General features: G+C 40.4%; 16 protein-coding genes. 5 read left to right on the top strand and 11 right to left on the bottom strand.

Annotation, left to right across the window (positions count from 1 at the left end):
• From CEF22_RS01380 to CEF22_RS01370, 3 genes are all read right to left on the bottom strand, one after another.
• Positions 1-326 (bottom strand): nuclease-related domain-containing protein (locus tag CEF22_RS01380; protein WP_198507999.1); only part of this gene is annotated, 326 nt, incomplete at its 3' end.
• A gap of 342 nt (positions 327-668) precedes the next feature.
• Positions 669-1,928, bottom strand: a complete 1,260-nt coding sequence (gene ilvA / locus CEF22_RS01375; protein ID WP_100401443.1) for a threonine ammonia-lyase IlvA — start codon at positions 1,926-1,928, stop codon at positions 669-671.
• Positions 1,929-1,997: 69 nt separating this feature from the next.
• Positions 1,998-2,879 carry a Cof-type HAD-IIB family hydrolase gene (locus CEF22_RS01370; RefSeq protein WP_100401442.1) on the bottom strand — a complete coding sequence of 294 codons (882 nt, stop codon included), beginning with the start codon at positions 2,877-2,879 and terminating at the stop codon, positions 1,998-2,000.
• A 287-nt stretch (positions 2,880-3,166) separates the two neighbouring features.
• On the opposite strand from CEF22_RS01370, the gene CEF22_RS01365 reads away from it, so the two are divergent.
• The 3 genes from CEF22_RS01365 (at position 3,167) to CEF22_RS01355 (ending at position 6,748) form a co-directional block, all read left to right on the top strand.
• On the top strand, positions 3,167-4,519 hold the full coding sequence (locus CEF22_RS01365; protein ID WP_100401441.1) for a YjiH family protein: 1,353 nt from the start codon (positions 3,167-3,169) through the stop codon (positions 4,517-4,519).
• Between the two features lie 248 nt (positions 4,520-4,767).
• The gene (locus CEF22_RS01360) at positions 4,768-5,847 is read left to right on the top strand and encodes an AI-2E family transporter (protein WP_100401440.1); all 1,080 of its coding nucleotides are present in this window, start codon (positions 4,768-4,770) and stop codon (positions 5,845-5,847) included.
• An 85-nt stretch (positions 5,848-5,932) separates the two neighbouring features.
• Positions 5,933-6,748 (top strand): alpha/beta fold hydrolase, encoded by an 816-nt coding sequence (locus tag CEF22_RS01355; protein WP_157843124.1) that lies wholly within the window; start codon positions 5,933-5,935, stop codon positions 6,746-6,748.
• A gap of 30 nt (positions 6,749-6,778) precedes the next feature.
• Here CEF22_RS01355 and CEF22_RS01350 read toward each other — a convergent pair whose 3' ends face one another.
• The 3 genes from CEF22_RS01350 to ybaK form a co-directional block, all read right to left on the bottom strand.
• Complete coding sequence (locus CEF22_RS01350) at positions 6,779-7,843, bottom strand: hypothetical protein (protein ID WP_095479211.1); 1,065 nt, start codon at positions 7,841-7,843, stop codon at positions 6,779-6,781.
• 288 nt (positions 7,844-8,131) lie between these two features.
• Positions 8,132-8,416: a hypothetical protein gene (locus tag CEF22_RS01345; RefSeq protein ID WP_094833960.1), complete on the bottom strand. Its 285-nt coding sequence runs from the start codon at positions 8,414-8,416 to the stop codon at positions 8,132-8,134.
• 144 nt (positions 8,417-8,560) lie between these two features.
• On the bottom strand, positions 8,561-9,037 hold the full coding sequence (ybaK, locus tag CEF22_RS01340; protein WP_100401438.1) for a Cys-tRNA(Pro) deacylase: 477 nt from the start codon (positions 9,035-9,037) through the stop codon (positions 8,561-8,563).
• Between the two features lie 78 nt (positions 9,038-9,115).
• Between ybaK and CEF22_RS01335 the strand changes: the two genes are divergently transcribed.
• On the top strand, positions 9,116-9,766 hold the full coding sequence (locus CEF22_RS01335; RefSeq protein ID WP_100401437.1) for a LytTR family DNA-binding domain-containing protein: 651 nt from the start codon (positions 9,116-9,118) through the stop codon (positions 9,764-9,766).
• A gap of 123 nt (positions 9,767-9,889) precedes the next feature.
• Positions 9,890-11,413 carry an acetyl-CoA hydrolase/transferase family protein gene (locus CEF22_RS01330; RefSeq protein ID WP_100401436.1) on the top strand — a complete coding sequence of 508 codons (1,524 nt, stop codon included), beginning with the start codon at positions 9,890-9,892 and terminating at the stop codon, positions 11,411-11,413.
• A 325-nt stretch (positions 11,414-11,738) separates the two neighbouring features.
• Here CEF22_RS01330 and CEF22_RS01325 read toward each other — a convergent pair whose 3' ends face one another.
• The 5 genes from CEF22_RS01325 to CEF22_RS01305 all read right to left on the bottom strand — a co-directional run bounded on the left by CEF22_RS01325 (position 11,739) and on the right by CEF22_RS01305 (position 17,589).
• Positions 11,739-12,830 carry a Delta(10) desaturase DesB gene (locus CEF22_RS01325; RefSeq protein WP_100401435.1) on the bottom strand — a complete coding sequence of 364 codons (1,092 nt, stop codon included), beginning with the start codon at positions 12,828-12,830 and terminating at the stop codon, positions 11,739-11,741.
• Between the two features lie 217 nt (positions 12,831-13,047).
• Positions 13,048-14,211, bottom strand: a complete 1,164-nt coding sequence (trpB, locus tag CEF22_RS01320; RefSeq protein ID WP_100401434.1) for a tryptophan synthase subunit beta — start codon at positions 14,209-14,211, stop codon at positions 13,048-13,050.
• A gap of 121 nt (positions 14,212-14,332) precedes the next feature.
• Positions 14,333-15,235 carry a formyltetrahydrofolate deformylase gene (gene purU / locus CEF22_RS01315; RefSeq protein WP_100401433.1) on the bottom strand — a complete coding sequence of 301 codons (903 nt, stop codon included), beginning with the start codon at positions 15,233-15,235 and terminating at the stop codon, positions 14,333-14,335.
• Positions 15,236-15,322: 87 nt separating this feature from the next.
• Positions 15,323-16,708 (bottom strand): sigma-54 interaction domain-containing protein, encoded by a 1,386-nt coding sequence (locus CEF22_RS01310; protein WP_100401432.1) that lies wholly within the window; start codon positions 16,706-16,708, stop codon positions 15,323-15,325.
• A 104-nt stretch (positions 16,709-16,812) separates the two neighbouring features.
• Positions 16,813-17,589: a 3-hydroxybutyrate dehydrogenase gene (locus CEF22_RS01305; RefSeq protein WP_100401431.1), complete on the bottom strand. Its 777-nt coding sequence runs from the start codon at positions 17,587-17,589 to the stop codon at positions 16,813-16,815.
• Positions 17,590-17,598: the final 9 nt, after the last annotated feature.

Genomic DNA, 17,598 nt, shown 5'->3' with positions numbered 1-17,598 from the left:
TGACGCGTATCTCCTTTAAATAATAGTTGTCCAGAATAGTTTTTCACTTCCATAATTAAGAAAAAATTAGGTGTTAAAAGCACAGTGTCAATTTGAAAAAAGGAATACTCTCCTGCGGGTAATCGAATATCATGCAATATGAATACATCATTTCGCTTTACCTCTCGTAAAAAGTAATCAACGGTTTGTTCTCCTCGATAACCAGCCTGATGTCTCCCATAAACTTCTTCAATGGCAGCCATTTGACTATGTCTTTTCGGAAGTCGATTCATTAAAATCTCCAATTTCGACAAAAGCAATGGCTTCGAACGTGGTTTCATAATCATGTTATTTATCCTCTCAGTTAAAATGGCTTACATTACCTCTTTTCTTGCTAAGACTTGATTTTCCTTTTAGTGCATAGAGAATTTACATTGTTTTAACAAAAACTCGTTGCTCTTTAAAAAGCTTGGATCAATCAACTATTTCTTTGACCTTGCTACACATTTCTTCAACTTTCCCGCGCTTTCTTCGACCTTGCTACACATTTCTTCAACTTTCCCGCGCTTTCTTCGACCTTGCTACACATTTCTTCGACTTTCCCGCGCTTTCTTCGACCTTGCCACACATTTCTTCAACCTTCTTGCTACCACAGACAAAAGAAGCCACGCCTAAGCGTGGCTTTCACTTTAAATTAGCAAGTTAAACAAAAACGGATCACTGTTGATTTCAATGTATGGAAACCCTTTTTGTTTCATGCGGTTGATGAGCGGGAAGTAGTCTTCTTTGTACTTTAGCTCAATGCCAACAAGAACTGGGCCTTCGTCGCGGTTGTTTCGTTTCGTATATTCAAAGCGAGTGACATCATCAGTTTCTCCAAGTACTTCGTGCAGGAATTCTCGTAAGGCTCCGGCACGTTGTGGGAAGTTGACGATGAAATAATGCTTGAGCCCCTCGTAAATAAGAGAGCGCTCTTTAATTTCCTGCATGCGGTCAATATCATTATTACCACCACTCACAACACAAACAACGTTTTTCCCTTTAATCTCGTCCTTGTAAAAGTCCAGTGCAGCAATCGATAGAGCACCAGCTGGCTCCGCTACGATCGCATTTTCGTTATAAAGCTTCAAGATGGCTGTACATACTTTTCCTTCTGGAATAATGACGATATCATCAAGCACTTCTTTACAAATCTCCATCGTGATGTTTCCGACTTGCTTGACCGCCGCTCCATCAACAAATGAATCAATTTGTTCGAGAGCAACCACTTCATTATTAGCAAGGGACGTTTTCATCCCTGGTGCCCCCTCAGGCTCCACACCGATCATTTTTGTGTTCGGACTAATGCTTTTCACATATGAACCGACACCAGATGCTAAGCCACCGCCGCCAATTGAACAAAATAGATAGTCAATCGGATCAGACATCTCGTTCATAATCTCCACGCCGACTGTTCCTTGCCCAGCAATCGTTCGATAATCATCAAATGGATGGATAAATTCCATTTGCTTCTCTGAACAAAAGCTCATTGCGGCTAAATAAGAGTCATCAAATGTATCTCCGGTTAAAATAACCTCCACATTATCTCCACCAAAAAGTTTCACTTGTGATACTTTTTGTCTTGGCGTGGTAGATGGCATAAAAATGGTCCCTTTAATATTTAACTGCTTGCAAGAAAAAGCTACTCCTTGTGCGTGGTTACCTGCGCTCGCACAAACTACTCCTTTTGCTCGTTCTTCTTCTGACAGGCTATATATAAAGTTGTAAGCGCCGCGTAATTTAAAAGAGCGAACAATTTGCAGATCCTCGCGCTTTAAATAAATATTGCAGCCGAAACGAGCCGATAATAGCTCATTTTTTTGTAGTGGTGTTTGAGTCACCACATCTTTTAACGTTTGATTTGCCATGACGATGTCTTCTACTTTTACTTTCGTTAGCGCACTGCTCACATTTTTCCCCTTCTTTATTTGAATTTTAAGAATTATTCTAACACACTAATAACTCATTTGGATAGAGAATCACGAGAAATTCTCGTGATTCTTTACACCGATCAATCTTTCAATAGCAGCTGCTACTCCATTTTCATCATTGGTGGCTGTCACGTAGTTACATAGTTCTTTCACTTCTTGATTGGCATTGCCCATAGCTATCGGGAAGCCCACACGCTCTAACATAGAAACATCATTGAAATTGTCACCAATCGCCATCGTTTCTTCAAGGGTGATTCCTTTTTCCTTTATGAACTGCTCTAAAGCTATCCCTTTTTGGGCATCACTATGAGTAATTTCGATATTTTCGCTTCCTGAAGAACTAATCGCTAAACCTTGAATAAGAGCGAGCTGTTTTTTAGCTTCGTCTAATTTCTCTTTTTCAAATGAAAAAGCTAAAAATTTGTAAACAGCTGTATCCTCGTCATAAATAACCTCTTCATAGCTGTCCACTAATTGAAGTAACCCTTTTGTAAAACGAATTTTAGCCGCTTCACGGATTTGGTCTTGCGGAATTTCTGAATGAGCCGTTAGAAAAATATTGACCATAATATCAAGTGCTTTGTCATAATCATCTGTGAGTGTGCCTTTTGCTGTATGTATTTCAAAATAGAGTCCGATTTCCTTTAGCATTTGGAAGATACGTGCAGCGGTTTCTTTTTCAATAAAAAAATGGTTCATTACTTCGCCAGAGACGTCCCGAATCTCTGCTCCATTCGCGCAAATGATCGGACAATGAATATCAGCTTGATCGAGGGCATAACGAGCTTCAACATAAGAACGTCCTGTCGCCACAACAACTTCTATCCCTTCTGCTTGAGCTGCTTTGACCGCTCGGCGATTTTCTTCACTAACTTCCATTTTCCCGTTTAAAAGGGTGCCATCCATGTCTGTCGCCATACATTTAATCATTTTTCTCACCTGCTATATGTTGTATTGTATTCACTTACTTATTTTAGCATGAATGGAACTCACTATGTTTTTCAAGAAAAGTAGAGAACTTTTTAACAAATCCCTCTGAACTTTTTGTCTAATTTGTGACATTCTATCTTTTCAATTATATATTATTATGTTATAGTTTTTAAAAATAATTCGAATTGTTTTTATATTGAAAATACAAGGAAATTGTAGATTTTTAAGCCGAAACGCATTAAAATTAGTATTTCTTAATAATTATACAAAGAGAGGATAACTAACAAATGGAAAAAACAAACAAATACTCAATCTCACATATTTTACTTTTCCTCATCCCTTCTTTAATTGGCGTCATTTTGTTTATGATCCCAGTAAAAATGGGCGACGGGTACACTATTCCGATCGCCATATTGTCAAATTCTTTAATGGATGCTATAGGAGACTATATTCCAGCGATTATGACCGTTTTGATTATCATATCAGCAGCCGGCACATTATTTGTGAAAGCACTCCGCCCACAATTTGTAAGGAATTCTCATTTTTTAGCTTCTTTGTTTGATATTACTCCTTTTTGGGCAATTGTACGTGTGTTAGGAGCTATTTTTGCTACCCTTACCTTGTTGAAAATAGGTCCTGAAGCAATTTACTCAGAGAATACGGGTGGACTACTCTTAACCGCTTTGTTACCAGTTTTGTTTGCTACTTTCTTATTCGCTGGGTTGTTATTGCCTCTACTTTTAAATTTTGGACTACTTGAGTTTATTGGCTATTCATTGACAAAAGTAATGCGTCCACTATTTAAATTGCCTGGGCGGTCATCTGTCGACTGCCTTACGTCTTGGCTCGGTGACGGTACGATTGGGGTACTATTGACGAGCAAGCAATATGAAGAAGGCTTTTATACGAAAAAAGAAGCCGCGATTATCGGTACTACTTTCTCTGTCGTTTCTGTTACTTTCTGTTTAGTCGTCATTTCTCAAGTCAATTTAGCCGACCATTTCATTGCTTTTTATGGCACGGTCATTTTCTCAGGAATTGTTGCGGCCCTCATTTTGCCGCGCATCCCACCACTATCTAGAAAAGAAGATACATTTATCAACGGAAACGAGAGAACAGCATCTGAAGAACGGATTCCTGCAGGTTTTTCTCCGATTTCTTACGGCTTTAATCAAGCGATTGAGCAAGCACAAAAAAATAAACCTACTCAAGTAGTGAAAGACGGAATTCATAACGTAATCGATATGTGGCTTGGTGTAGCACCGGTAGTCATGGCGTTAGGTACAGTAGCTCTAGTAATTGCAGAAACGACTCCTGTATTCCAATGGCTAGGAATGCCGTTCATTCCATTGCTTGAACTCCTGCAAATCCCATTTGCTGCTGAAGCATCTGAAACGATTATGGTTGGATTCGCAGATATGTTCTTACCTTCTGTTATTGGTGCAGGAATTGAAAGTGAATTAACACGTTTTGTTATTGCGACACTTTCCGTTTCTCAGCTCGTCTATATTTCAGAAATGGGCGGTCTAATCCTAGGAACAAAAATTCCAGTATCATTTAAAGACCTGATCTTGATCTTCCTATTAAGAACACTCATCACCCTACCAATCATCGCCGGAGTCGCCCACTTAGTATTTTAATCGAAATGCGGAAGGCGCCGTTTAGCGACGTATGGACTGGAATGATCCGCACGAGATAAAGGAAACACGATGAACGGTAGTGAATCGATGTTGACTTATCGCAGTGAAAAACCGGCAACGCACCCTCGATTCATCACGAGCGTGTGTTGCCGGTTTTTTATGCTGATTATCCAAATCTGTATGGAAAAGGGTTTCTCTACCACTCTTATCTCGGTATAATAAAGCTAGTAGAGAAAGGAAGTGAGTGCATGACTCATAAAAGTTGGTTTCAATTTGGGATTGGAATTATTCTTCTACTTATCATTATTATGCTATTTAGGGAAGTACAAGATATTTTCTATCCATTGATGATTGTGGTGCAAACCGTATTTTTACCGATTTTATTAGCTGGTGTTTTATTTTACTTAACACGTCCGATGGTTAACTGGCTCGAAGGGAAACGTTTCCCTAAATGGTCTTCAATTTTAATTGTATTCATTTTACTTTTTGGAGTATTTTGGATGTTGTCAACCATTATCGGCCCACTTGTAAATGAACAAATGACGAAGCTGATTAAAAATACACCGCGAATGTTTCATGCAGCCGAAGAAGGCATTAGTTACATAATGAACCAACGTGAGCGACTACCAGAAAGTGCCGTTCAAGCGATTGAGGAAGCCCTTAATAAAATTCAAATAATGGCTATGTCTTTCGGTACTTGGCTCATTAATTTTATTCAGTCATTGCTTCAAGCAACATTTTCGATCGTATTGGTTCCATTCTTCTTGGTTTATATGCTGAAAGACCGTGAAAAGTTCGCTCCTTTTATAACGCAATTTTTCACTGGGAATCGCAAAGAGTGGATTCAGAAGACGCTAAGTGATTTAGATAACACATTAAAATCCTATATACAAGGACAACTATTTGTTAGCTTTCTCATAGGGGTTATGCTCTTTATTGGATATTTATTCATCGGATTGGATTATGCACTCCTTTTAGCGCTGTTCGGTATGGCAACGAATGTTATTCCGTTTTTAGGACCTTATTTGGCGGTTGCTCCTGCTCTATTAGTAGCGTGGGCACAAGACCCTCAACTAGTGATTTACGTAGCGATCATTATGCTAGTAGCGCAGCAAATTGAGTCGAATTTAATTTCACCAAATGTGATGGGGAAAGCGCTTGATATCCATCCATTAACCGTCATCACTGTCATCCTTACCGCTGGAAATTTAGCTGGTATTTTGGGAGTTATTTTAGCTATTCCTGCTTACGCCATCATCAAAACGGTCGTCGTTAACTTATATGATATGCGTCAGGAAATTAAACAAGCAGCGACTAAAAATGTGTAGTAGGACTGTCCTCGGACAGTCTTTTTCTCTTGAAAGATATTTCTATCGTTAAAAGAACATACTTAAGATGAAAGGAGAAAATAAGATGAGTCATCTGAGAAAAAACACCTTAATTGTACTCCTTACCATCTTTACTTGTATCGGTTATTATTTACTTACTCAAACAAAAGCAGCGACTGCTCCACCCTCTAACGTTACGGTATTTGTTCATGGCTATAAAGGGACCGCAGTTTCCTTCCGTTCGATGCTCCATCGTTTTGAAAATCAGCATCATTGGGGAAAACAAGCAATCGTATGCAAAGTGACGAAAGACGGTCGCGTGCTGACCTCTAAAGTACAGCGCTACACAGAAAATGATCGCTTGTTCGTTCAAGTCGTATTTGAAAATAATCGTGCAAGCTTTGAAGATACAGCCTACTGGCTCTCTGAAGTGATGCATACATTGAAGTCGCATTATGGCATCGATCGAGTCAATCTAGTTGGTCATTCGATGGGTGGTATTGTGTCCACAAAATTTTTAGAGGATTATAGACACAGAAGCAAATATCCACATGTTGAAAAGCTTGTTGTGATTGGCAGTCCATTTAAAGGGGTAAAAAGTGAGGATTACTTGAAAGCGAACACAGGAGGAGCTGCATATGACTTGATACCTAATTCTCCTGCCGCTCAACAATTAGATGACAATAAAGAAGCTTTCCCGAAGCACGTAAAAGTGCTTACGATTGCTGGAGTCGGTGATCAACTAGTGGCTGTTGATAGTGCGTTAGCGATCAAAAACATCGTTCCTAAAGAAAACTATACCGAAGCCATCATTGTAGACCGCAACATTAACCATAGCGGCTTACATGAAAGCGATGAAGTCGATGCACTAATCGGACAATTTTTATGGAACGAGAAATGAGGGCCAGAAATCTCTTCTGACCCTCTCTCTTTAAATCTTTTGTAAAATATGGTGGCAAACGTGACTGACGATCATTGGATCTTTCCTTTGTTCATACAATGTTTCGATCTGATCTTTGTATTGCTTACTTTCTGCTAAATAACGAGTTGCTTTTTTCATTAAGTCACTGTATTGATCGGCCACTTTATTTATTTTTGTTGCATTTTTTTCATCGGTTCCCTCTTCAATAATCTCTTCATAAAGATCAATAATACTATCAGACGGTCTGTTAGGAAAGTATTCATGCGGGGCGGTGCTATCGAATATAGCAAAGTCCAGCTCCCTAATGATTACCATATCGATACTGTTTGGGTCAAATCCACAATGATACACTTCTGTGTCATACCCTCGCTCTTCTACGGCAGCGGCAATTTTTTTCATCATCGTTGACTTCCCTGACCCCGGTCTCCCTTTAATAAAGTAGCGATTGTTGAGATTCTCCGTTAAATTATCGATGAAATCAACCGCTCCTTTCGGGGTAGCCGCCCCGAGAAAGCGGTGTTTACTTACCACTGCCTCCCGATGTTGATCATTTACAGGAATAAGTTGCTGAATAATGTTGGCCGTCAGTTGATTGGCTCTCCGTTGATCGAGTGCTTGAATGTAAATATGCTCCCATTCATCATGTACATCAAGCGCTTTTCTAAAACAAGCGTAAGCCTTTGTTGTAGCTGTATTCGCTTTTTCTACAAGCTCAAGCATTTCCTGTGCTGCTTGTTCAGAGACAGGCTTTCTTTCTGGAATAGTGACATATTGTTTGTTTGCCCCCGCTATTTCTTTAGTAGAAAGGCTATACGCATACACAGCTGTTTTTTCATCTGTCATAATGATCCCTTCAAGAGCATCTGGGTCAGAAGCACAATGAATGAATTCCACATTCATCCCCAATTCTACACAGCGCTCAGCCAATTGTCCGATACAAGCCTTTCTGTCCACTTCTGTTCCACCATCTACAATAAACACTTGCTCGATCCCCTGAAGGTTCGTTTCAAGTAAGCTATAAAACCCTTTCGCCGTGTTTCCCCGTGTAAAATAACGAATCGCTTGACCGCTCATATCTACACCTCTTTATTGATCGATTTAGACTGGTTTCACTTTATATATATGATGATCAAAAGTGGTTTATGTTCAGAGAGTAGTGTTGGGAAGTCGGAGAAGACCCGCTAATGTCCATCAAATTACTTGAATGTCGAAGAATCCTCTCTAAAGGTCAATCAAATTACCCAAACATCGAAGAACTGCCACATAAGATCGAAGAAATCCCTCGAACACACGAAAAAGAAGTAGCCCCAGTTCGGAGGCTACCTCTCATGTAACAATAACAATTGTCGTTGTTCAGATCACTTACTTGAAAATTTCCCGGTGAGCTTCTTTGATGTTGTTCAGTGCATCATCTAGGCATTTATATTCTTGCCCGATTTTGTAGCTTTTCACGTTCATTAGTGAGCAATCTTCACCTGGATTGTGTAGTACTTTTAAATATTCTTCTGTAGATCCTTCGACTTCTCCAAATCTGCCTTCATGAAAGACTGCTTGAGAATGCTGAAGTTTTTCGTAAATAACTAGGAAATCCTCTTTAATTTCACCGTCAAAATAATTTCTTGAATCAAGTAAGTTGACAACAACCATTATTATTTTTCACTTCCTGTTCTTTTATTATGTCCACATTATATCTCAAAAAAAGCAAAAAAATACCATGTTCATTATCTTTTCATCAAAAAGTCACATAACATTAACAGAAGCTTCACATAATATTCAAGAATGTCATATCTTTTACTTGATCAAATCAAATTGTGCATTGCCTTTTGTCAAATGAATCAAATCAGTTGTTTTTAATTCGAGCTGGATGCCGATTTTTCCTCCGCTAGCAATGATCGTCTCTAACGAGTTGGCACTTGCATCAATAAAAGTGGGATAGAGCTTTTTCATTCCAATCGGTGAGCAACCACCTCGAATGTAGCCTGTATGCTTTTGAATATCCTTCACGGGTATCATTTCAAGCTTTTTCTCTCCCGCTGCTTTCGCTGCTTTTTTCAAATCTAATTCTTCTGCTACTGGAATCACGAATACGTATAAGTCCTTCGCTCCACTCGTGACTAACGTTTTGTAAACCATTTCCTGATTTCTACCTATTTTATTGGCAACGGAAATACCATCAATTTTTCCGTCCTTATTTTCGTATACTAATGTTTCATAAGTCAATTTAGCGGCATCAAGCATCCGCATCGCATTTGTTTTCGCTTTGCTCATTAATCTCTTCCTTTCTTCCTTCTTTCATATGATCTTGATAAGATAAGTATATACGATAAGCAAGAAGAGGTGGAGATTATGGATCGTCTTACAGTGACTTCTATTATGGATGTAATGAGGACATTTCTTCCATACAATACGTCTGTAGCTGTATCAGACTCAGAGAAATTTATTTATTATCAGCCGAGTAAGCTTGTGGATTTGCAAATCCGTCCTGGTGAACCTTTTAAAAAAGGAGGTGTGACAGGAAAGGCAATTTCAGAAAAACATACCGTTTCTGAATATATCGATAGTGAGGTGTATGGCACACCTTATTATGCCATGGCCGTGCCACTATTCAACGGAGATCAAGTGATCGGTGCGGTGACGACGATTTTCCCTGCAAAGCCGTCGCCGATTTCAACCAATTTTTTTACGATAAAATCAGAGGATTGTTGGTATCCTATTCCTTATAAAGATGTGATCTATCTGGAAGCGGAAAGTCGTAAAACAAAGGTGCAAGCTGTCAACAGAGAGGGCTATCACAAAATGAATTTAACTGAGCTTGAATTTTTATTGCCGATGGATCATTTTATTCGCGTCCATCGTTCTTACATTGTCAATGTCAACTTCATTCAGGAAATTCAACCGGATTCTCACTCTACTTTCCTGCTGATTATGAAGAATAAAATGAAGATACCAGTTAGCCAAACCTACTCCAGTTTGTTCAGAAAAGCACTTAACTATTAACTTTCTGTTTCATGTGTGATATATTCTGTTTCGGTGCAAATTAAAGGCTTTTCATGCAAAAACGGATGAGCAAGCACCGAAAAGTTGATAGAATATTTAAAAAAGTAAAGAGAGGGATTATTTGTGAATTCTCGAATCACAGAACGTTTGCGCAATGCACAATTGCAATCGTTAATTGTATCTGCCGATGAGGCTGCCTCTTGGATTAAGGACGGAATGACTCTTGGATTAAGTGGTTTTACACGCGCTGGCGATGCGAAAGCTGTCCCAATGGCGTTAGTAGATCGTTCTAAAGATGAACCATTTAAAGTTGATGTATATACCGGAGCTTCACTTGGGTTTGATATCGATAAATTAATGGCGGAAGCGGGGATCGTCAATAAACGCTTACCGTTCCAAGCAGACCCAGCGATGCGCAAGAAGATCAATCAAGGAGAAATGTACTTCACAGATCAACATTTATCTCATGTCGCTGAGATGGTGCGAGCTGATGTACTAAACCCCATTGATTTCGCTATTGTCGAAGCGGTAGCTATCACAGAGGATGGAGCGATTATCCCAACAACATCTGTCGGAAACTCTTCCATTTTCTTAGAGAAAGCAGAAAATATCATTATTGAATTGAACGTGGCTCAACCATTAGCTCTTGAAGGTCTACATGACATTTACGAAGTGGGTGAACAAGGTAAACGCTTGCCGATTCCATTAACTTCTGTAGATGCCAGAATCGGTACGAAAGGCATTTATGTAGACATGAATAAAATTAGAGGAATCGTGTTAACGGACGACTTAGATTCTCCTTCAACGATCACTCCTCCAGATGAAGATACAGCAACAATGGCTAACCATTTAATTACCTTCCTTCGTGAAGAAATTAAAGCTGGCCGTTTAACGAATAAACTGGCTCCATTACAATCAGGAATTGGCACAGTTGCCAACGCTGTTCTCCACGGATTATTGGATTCGGAATTTGAAGACCTGGAAGTGTATTCTGAAGTATTACAGGATGCAGTATTTGATTTATTAGATAACGGCAAAGTTCGATTTGCTTCTGGATGTTCCATCACATTATCCGAAGAAAAAATGAAGCAAGTGTTTGCGAATATGGAAAAATACAGTGACCAACTTATGTTGCGTCCACAAGAGATTTCTAATCACCCTGAAATCATTCGTCGACTCGGCCTAATTTCTATCAATACAGCTCTAGAAGCAGATATTTATGGAAATATTAACTCAACTCATGTTGGTGGCACGAAAATGATGAATGGGATCGGCGGTTCTGGAGATTTCGCTCGCAATTGCCGTTTAGCGATCTTTGTCACTAAATCAATTGCAAAGGATGGCAAGATTTCAAGCATTGTGCCGTTCGTCTCTCATGTCGACCATACAGAGCATGATGTCGATGTCCTTGTCACAGAACAAGGCTACGCTGATTTACGTGGTCTTGCACCGGTGGAACGCGCTCGCGTCATCATTAATAACTGCGTTCATCCAATGTATAAAAAGCAAATCTCTGCTTATTTTGATGAAGCACTAAAACGCGGTGGTCACACACCACATGTATTAGAAAAAGCATTTTCTTGGCATACAAATTTTGCTGAAAATGGCACGATGCTAAAAGAAGAATTTGCTGCAACTAAATCATAACCTTTGATAACGTCTGCAAGGTAGTTTAGACACCTTTGTGAAGACTAACCCCAGACTTCCAATCTCAAAAATGCGCTTTTGTCTAAACTGCCGGGCGTTAATATAAAGTGAAACTTCAATCAGTGGGGGTTCTGTTCATCCCCCACTGATTGTTAGTTGAACCAATCGGGCGTTTATGGGCTGTTGATCCCCACCTATACGCCTGCGTTTCTTTTGCTCTGTTAAGGTGGGGATCTTACAGCCCGTTAATGCGGGATAAATAATACACTCCCAATACTGTCAAAGAAGAGGGTTGCTTATAAATAGCAACCCTCTTCTTTCTTGTTTAACGACTAACGGAATCGCTCGACTTCTCTTTTGTTGTCTTTTCTGATGTTACTTTTTGTTGAATATTGGAAGGCTCTAATCCATGTCCAAGCGTCCCAAATTTTGTGCCTGGAAATGGATCGACTAGCTCGGTCTGGTTACTGTATATACGCGGTGTTTTGTAAAGAGCAGCTAACGCCTGCGCCATCGGCATTTCATGATAGCGCTCCGGCCAACGTTTTTTCAGTTCGGCTTTCACGAGCGGATAATATTTAGAGCTCATTCCAGGAAATAAGTGATGCTCTGTATGATAAGAAAAGTTGAAATGAAGCATGTCCACCCACTTTGGAACGGTAACGCTTAAACTGTTAGCGAGCGGATCATTCACCGGCGTCATCGGATTTAAGCGATGATTCGTCGCAATGTAAGCCATGACAATAAAATTACCGATTAACAACGGAATAACAAACGCAAACAGCCATTTTAACGGGCCGATTAGGAATAGAAGCCCAATCCATGTCGCCCATGGCAAAAGCAGCTGCAACCAAACAGACACGCGTTTATTTGGCTTAAACTCTAAAATAAACCGTTTAAACATTCGGAGCGAATGAAACGTAAACGTAATCGCTAAAAACGCCATACCTAAAAACCCGCGAAGTGAAGTTGGAAGTTTGTATATACCCTTTAATAATGGACTTTTGGCAAACTGTTCAATCGTCGGCCATGCATCCGGGTCCTTCTCTTCATCTTGCGTGTGGATATGATGCGTCATATTATGCCACTTTCTCCATAGACGTGGTCCTGTACTTAACGGAAAAAAGGCGATTCCTCCTGTTAAATCACGTATCCATGCTTTTCTAACAACGGTTCCGTGTAAAATCTCATGACCAAGTAGGCCCATTGAAGCAAAAGAAGAGCCTAAGATCACAGCAATCGGTACATAAAACCATACATTCAAATCAGTCAAACTAATCGTCAATATTCCTGCAATGACAATCAATAAATGAACTAAACCGGCCCATAGTCTTTCGGGAGCGGGCTTAAACGCTTTTTTGGGAAGATGCGGCGCAACTCGGGCAGCATACCAACCAAATGATTGAAGCTCTTTCACTAAACGTCCCTCATTTCAATTTTTTGTTCTTCTTCAATATTGTCCGAAAACTCAAAATTATAAACCCTATCCTACCACTCGATTTTCACCCTTGTCAATCAAAATTATGACTTGGTATTAAAATAAGATATCATAAATAGATCATAAAATAAAAACATCCTGAAATTTTACGAAAAAAAGCCGAGATTCAACGATAACCTTGAATCTCGGCTTTTGATTATTTCTTCATCATTTCAAATACTTGCTGAACGTCTTTATCACCACGTCCAGAAATGTTAACAATAATAATTTGATCCTGCTTCATCTCTGGAGCCATTTTGATCGCATGAGCGACAGCATGAGAGCTTTCAAGAGCTGGGATGATCCCTTCCGTCCGCGACAGCGTTTGGAAGGCATCCAACACTTCCTGATTAGTTACCATATAATACTCAGCGCGACCCGACTCTTTTAATTCACTGTGCTCTGGACCAACACCTGGATAATCAAGCCCAGCTGCAATCGAATAGGTCGGCTGGGGATTGCCCTCCTCATCCATTAACACGAGGCATTTGAAGCCGTGCAAGACAGCTGGCTTTCCTTTCGTTAAAGAAGCTGCTTGATCTGGCTCCACCCCAATGAGGCGAACAGATGGCTCTTCTAAGTAATGAGCGAACGCTCCAATCGCATTGCTTCCACCACCGACACAAGCGATGACCGCATCCGGCAAGCGCCCTTCTTTTTCAAGGATTTGTCGCTTCGACTCCTCGCTAATAATCGAATGGAAATGCTTCACCATCGTTGGATACGGGTGAGGGCCAACTGCAGAGCCTAACAGGTAAAAGGTGTTTTTATAATTAGCGATAAGATCATTCAACGCTTCGTCTACAGCGTCCTTTAAACGACCTTGCCCCTTTTCAACAGAAACGACTTTCGCTCCTAACAACTCCATCCGGAATACATTCAATGCTTGACGGCGGATATCCTCAGCACCCATATAAATGACACATTCCATACCAAACATGGCACAAACAGTCGCAGTTGCTACGCCGTGCTGCCCCGCACCTGTTTCAGCGATGACCCGCTTCGCTCCCATCTTTTTCGCTAGCAAAATTTGTCCCATGACGTTATTGATCTTATGTGACCCCGTATGGTTTAAATCTTCCCGCTTTAAATAGATTTTCGCTCCACCTAACTGCTCTGTTAACTGACTAGCATATGTCAGCGGATTTTCACGACCAACGTATTCTTTTAAATAATATTTAAATTCCTCGACAAACTCTGGATCATCTTTATACTTATGAAATTGCTCGGCAATATAATTCAATGCCTCTTTCATCTCAGGCGGCACAAAGCTTCCACCAAACTGTCCAAAATATCCCTCTTCTAACTGTACTTTACTCATCTCTATCTCTGCTCCTCTCAACTTTCGAAAAACTATTCTGAAAATTTATCTATTACTATAACAAAAAAAGCCACCCTTTTTCAACCTTTTTATAAGTTCTTTAAGGGTAGCTCTATGCTAATTAATGAAAGACAATTGTTTTATTTCCGTGTACAATCACACGATCTTCTAAATGCCATTTAACTGCACGCGCTAGGACACGACGTTCAATCGACTGACCAATTTTCTTCAAACCAGCTACATCGTCACGATGGTTCACCCGCTCAATATCCTGTTCAATAATCGGACCTTCATCCAAATCATTCGTCACATAATGCGACGTGGCTCCAATTAGCTTCACTCCGCGTTCATATGCTCGCTCATACGGTCTCGCACCGATGAAGGCAGGAAGGAAAGAGTGATGGATATTAATAATTTGATTCGGAAAATGGCTGACGAAATCCTCTGTTAAAATTTGCATATAACGTGCCAAGACGATGACATCGACTTGATGTTCTTTCAACAATTGAATTTGTTGCTGTTCTACTTGCTGGCGAATGTCCTTATTGGCTGGGATATAATAAAATGGAATGCCAAGCGATTCTACCATCTCTCTCGTACTCTCGTGGTTACTAATAACAAGAGCAATATCGGTTGGAAGATCACCACTTTGCCACTCCCAAAGCAGCTCAAGTAAGCAATGAGGTTCTTTAGAAGCGAAGATCGCCATCTTTTTTCGTTCCTCAGCATACGTAAATTGATACTCCATAGCAAACTCAGATGCTAGCGTCTCAAAATCTTTCTCCATTTGACCAGCATTCTCTGCTAAATTCGGGCGATCGAACTCAATTCGAATGAAAAAGGTGCCGCCTTCGGGATTATTAGAATATTGATTAGACTCAATAATATTGGCTTCATGTTCAAATAAAAATTTAGAAATAGCCGCGACAATTCCCGGACGATCCGGACATTTGACTAGCAATCTTCCGCGACTACCTAGCTTCTCCTCTTGAAGTAAAGGTTTTGTCTGCACGTTCGTTTTCATAGTTTGAACCTACCTTTTTACGATAATTAATTATCCATTATACCGTAAGAAAAACAGAATGAAAATAATTTTCTGACACCAACATCCTTATAAACCATATAAGTTACATTTATCATACAAGCTCGTTTTGCTAATGCCTAATAACTTAGCTGCCTCTATTTTATTATTTCCTGTCTTCTTCAATGCCAGTCCTAAAGCAGATTTCTCCGCTTGAGCTAACGTTTGTTTTAATGGAAGCACTGCTTGCTCTTCTCGTTCAGGTAATTTCGTGATAGCGGGTTCTTCCTGCAAATAAAGAGGTAAATGATGCAATTGAATGACCTTGCCATCTAAGACATTAACAGCCCGCTCTAATACATTTTCTAATTCTCTAATGTTGCCCGGCCACGAATGGAGCAACAAACGATTCATCACTTCTAAAGAGATCGTCAGTTGCTCGCGACTAAATGTTTTTGCTAACTTCTTTAATAACACGTGAGCAATGGCGAGCAAATCCTCTTGGCGCTCTCGTAAAGAAGGAATATCAATTTTCATGACGTTGAGTCGATAATATAAATCTTCGCGAAACTCTCCCTTGTGCACCATCTCTTCTAAATTGCGATGAGTAGCAGCGATAACGCGAACATCAATCGGAACTGGTCTTTGCCCACCGATTCTCTCAATCTCTTTTTCCTGTAGCACGCGAAGCAGCTTGCCTTGCATCGGTAGTAGCATATCTCCTACTTCATCCAGAAAGATTGTTCCACGGTGAGCAAGCTCGAACTTTCCTTTTTTCCCCCCTTTCGTTGCCCCAGTAAAAGCTCCGTCCTCATAGCCGAACAGTTCTGATTCTAACAATGGCTCAGGGATCGCCGCCGAATTCACTCGCACAAATGGAAAGGGCGCTCGCTGGCTCTTTCCGTGAATCGCATGAGCAAATAATTCCTTTCCTGTCCCAGAGGGTCCCATCAATAGTACGGATGATTGACTTCCTGCCACACGCTGGGCTAACTTTTTTGCTTCTTTAAACTGGGGATTCTCGCCGATTAAGTCAGCAAAGCTATACTTGCTTTTTAACTCTTTTTCAAATTTCTTTTTATAATATTTCAGTTCCTCGAGAAAGGGTTGAACTTTGTCCGAATATGCCATCCAATCCTCAGAATTGCGAAACATGACGGTACCGACAGCTCCAACTAGTTCTCCGTTAACGTATAAAGGATAGCGGTTGGCAATCATTTCATTTCCTTTAATCGGATGAATCGAAGCGATTTCCGGCTGTGACGTCTGGACGATCAGGTGCATTCTCGTATTTTCAATGACATCACGCACATCTTTCCCTATTGCTTCCGAGACGGTTGTTCCAAGATAGTCGCAATAAGCTGCATTAATATAAATAATGATGCCACGCCGATCAACTACTACTACCCATTCCGTGGCGATATTAATGATTTCCTCCAGCCATTCATACGGCAACTCACTGACTAGCCCCTTCATACCTACAATCCCCGTCCTTCCCTTTTCGTTACTACTATTATAGTAACAAAAATTGGGATAAAAAAACCTTTCAAGCAGTGAATCACTTGAAAGGCTGTTATTTTCTATTGTACTGTATATCCTCCATCGAGAACCACCGCTTGACCGGTCACTCCCTTTGCTTTCTCACTAGCTAGGAAAATAGCATAATCAGCGATTTCCTCCACACCTAGCAAACGCTTTTGTGGAACGAGCGGATAAATGACTTCCTCTAATACATTTTCTAATGGTACATTTCTCGTTTTCGCTAAATCCTCCAGTTGACCGCGCACAAGCGGTGTGTCCACATACCCTGGACAGAGAGCATTGACTGTTATGCCGTGAGCAGCCGTTTCTAGCGCAGCGACTTTCGTTAAGCCAATGACGCCATGCTTAGCACTGTTATAAGCTGCTTTCCCAGCAAAGCCCACAAGACCATTAATAGACGCCATATTAATAATTCGACCCGAGCCATTTTTCTTCATAATCGGCAAGGCGTGCTTGATAAAAACAAAAGGTGCGGTCAGCATCACTTTGATCAACAGCTCAAATTTCTCTGTTGAAAATTGTTCAAGCGGTGCAACATGCTGTAACCCTGCATTATTCACTAAAATATCGACCGTTCCAAATTGATCAACCGCAAATTGAAGACAATCCTGTACTTGCTGTTCATTCGTCACATCGCAAGCAACCGCTGCTACGTCAAACCCCTGTGCTGTCAATTGCTCCGCCGCTGTTTTAGCCGCCTCTTCCTTTAAATCAGCAATGATCACTTTTGCCCCTTCTTTCGCAAAAGAACGAGCCACTTCTAAACCAATTCCGCTCGCTGAACCTGTCACTAAAGCTACTTGTCCTGTTAACATTTTTCTTCC

This window comes from Bacillus sp. FJAT-42315 (assembly GCF_002797375.1).
Taxonomy (GTDB): domain Bacteria; phylum Bacillota; class Bacilli; order Bacillales; family Domibacillaceae; genus Bacillus_CE.
Note: the sequence above shows the minus strand (reverse complement) of the source record. Positions and strands in the feature narration are given on the sequence as shown.

Bases quoted from the DNA above. Each gene is read 5' to 3' on its own strand.
- CEF22_RS01360 (WP_100401440.1), top strand. From the start codon at position 4,768: ATGACTCATAAAAGTTGGTTTCAATTTGGGATTGGAATTATTCTTCTA.
- CEF22_RS01350 (WP_095479211.1), bottom strand. From the start codon at position 7,843: ATGAGCGGTCAAGCGATTCGTTATTTTACACGGGGAAACACGGCGAAA.
- CEF22_RS01370 (WP_100401442.1), bottom strand. From the start codon at position 2,879: ATGATTAAATGTATGGCGACAGACATGGATGGCACCCTTTTAAACGGG.
- CEF22_RS01335 (WP_100401437.1), top strand. From the start codon at position 9,116: ATGGATCGTCTTACAGTGACTTCTATTATGGATGTAATGAGGACATTT.
- CEF22_RS01355 (WP_157843124.1), top strand. From the start codon at position 5,933: ATGAGTCATCTGAGAAAAAACACCTTAATTGTACTCCTTACCATCTTT.
- purU (WP_100401433.1), bottom strand. From the start codon at position 15,235: ATGAAAACGAACGTGCAGACAAAACCTTTACTTCAAGAGGAGAAGCTA.
- CEF22_RS01305 (WP_100401431.1), bottom strand. From the start codon at position 17,589: ATGTTAACAGGACAAGTAGCTTTAGTGACAGGTTCAGCGAGCGGAATT.
- CEF22_RS01310 (WP_100401432.1), bottom strand. From the start codon at position 16,708: ATGAAGGGGCTAGTCAGTGAGTTGCCGTATGAATGGCTGGAGGAAATC.
- trpB (WP_100401434.1), bottom strand. From the start codon at position 14,211: ATGAGTAAAGTACAGTTAGAAGAGGGATATTTTGGACAGTTTGGTGGA.
- ybaK (WP_100401438.1), bottom strand. From the start codon at position 9,037: ATGAGCAAAGCGAAAACAAATGCGATGCGGATGCTTGATGCCGCTAAA.
- CEF22_RS01345 (WP_094833960.1), bottom strand. From the start codon at position 8,416: ATGGTTGTTGTCAACTTACTTGATTCAAGAAATTATTTTGACGGTGAA.
- CEF22_RS01365 (WP_100401441.1), top strand. From the start codon at position 3,167: ATGGAAAAAACAAACAAATACTCAATCTCACATATTTTACTTTTCCTC.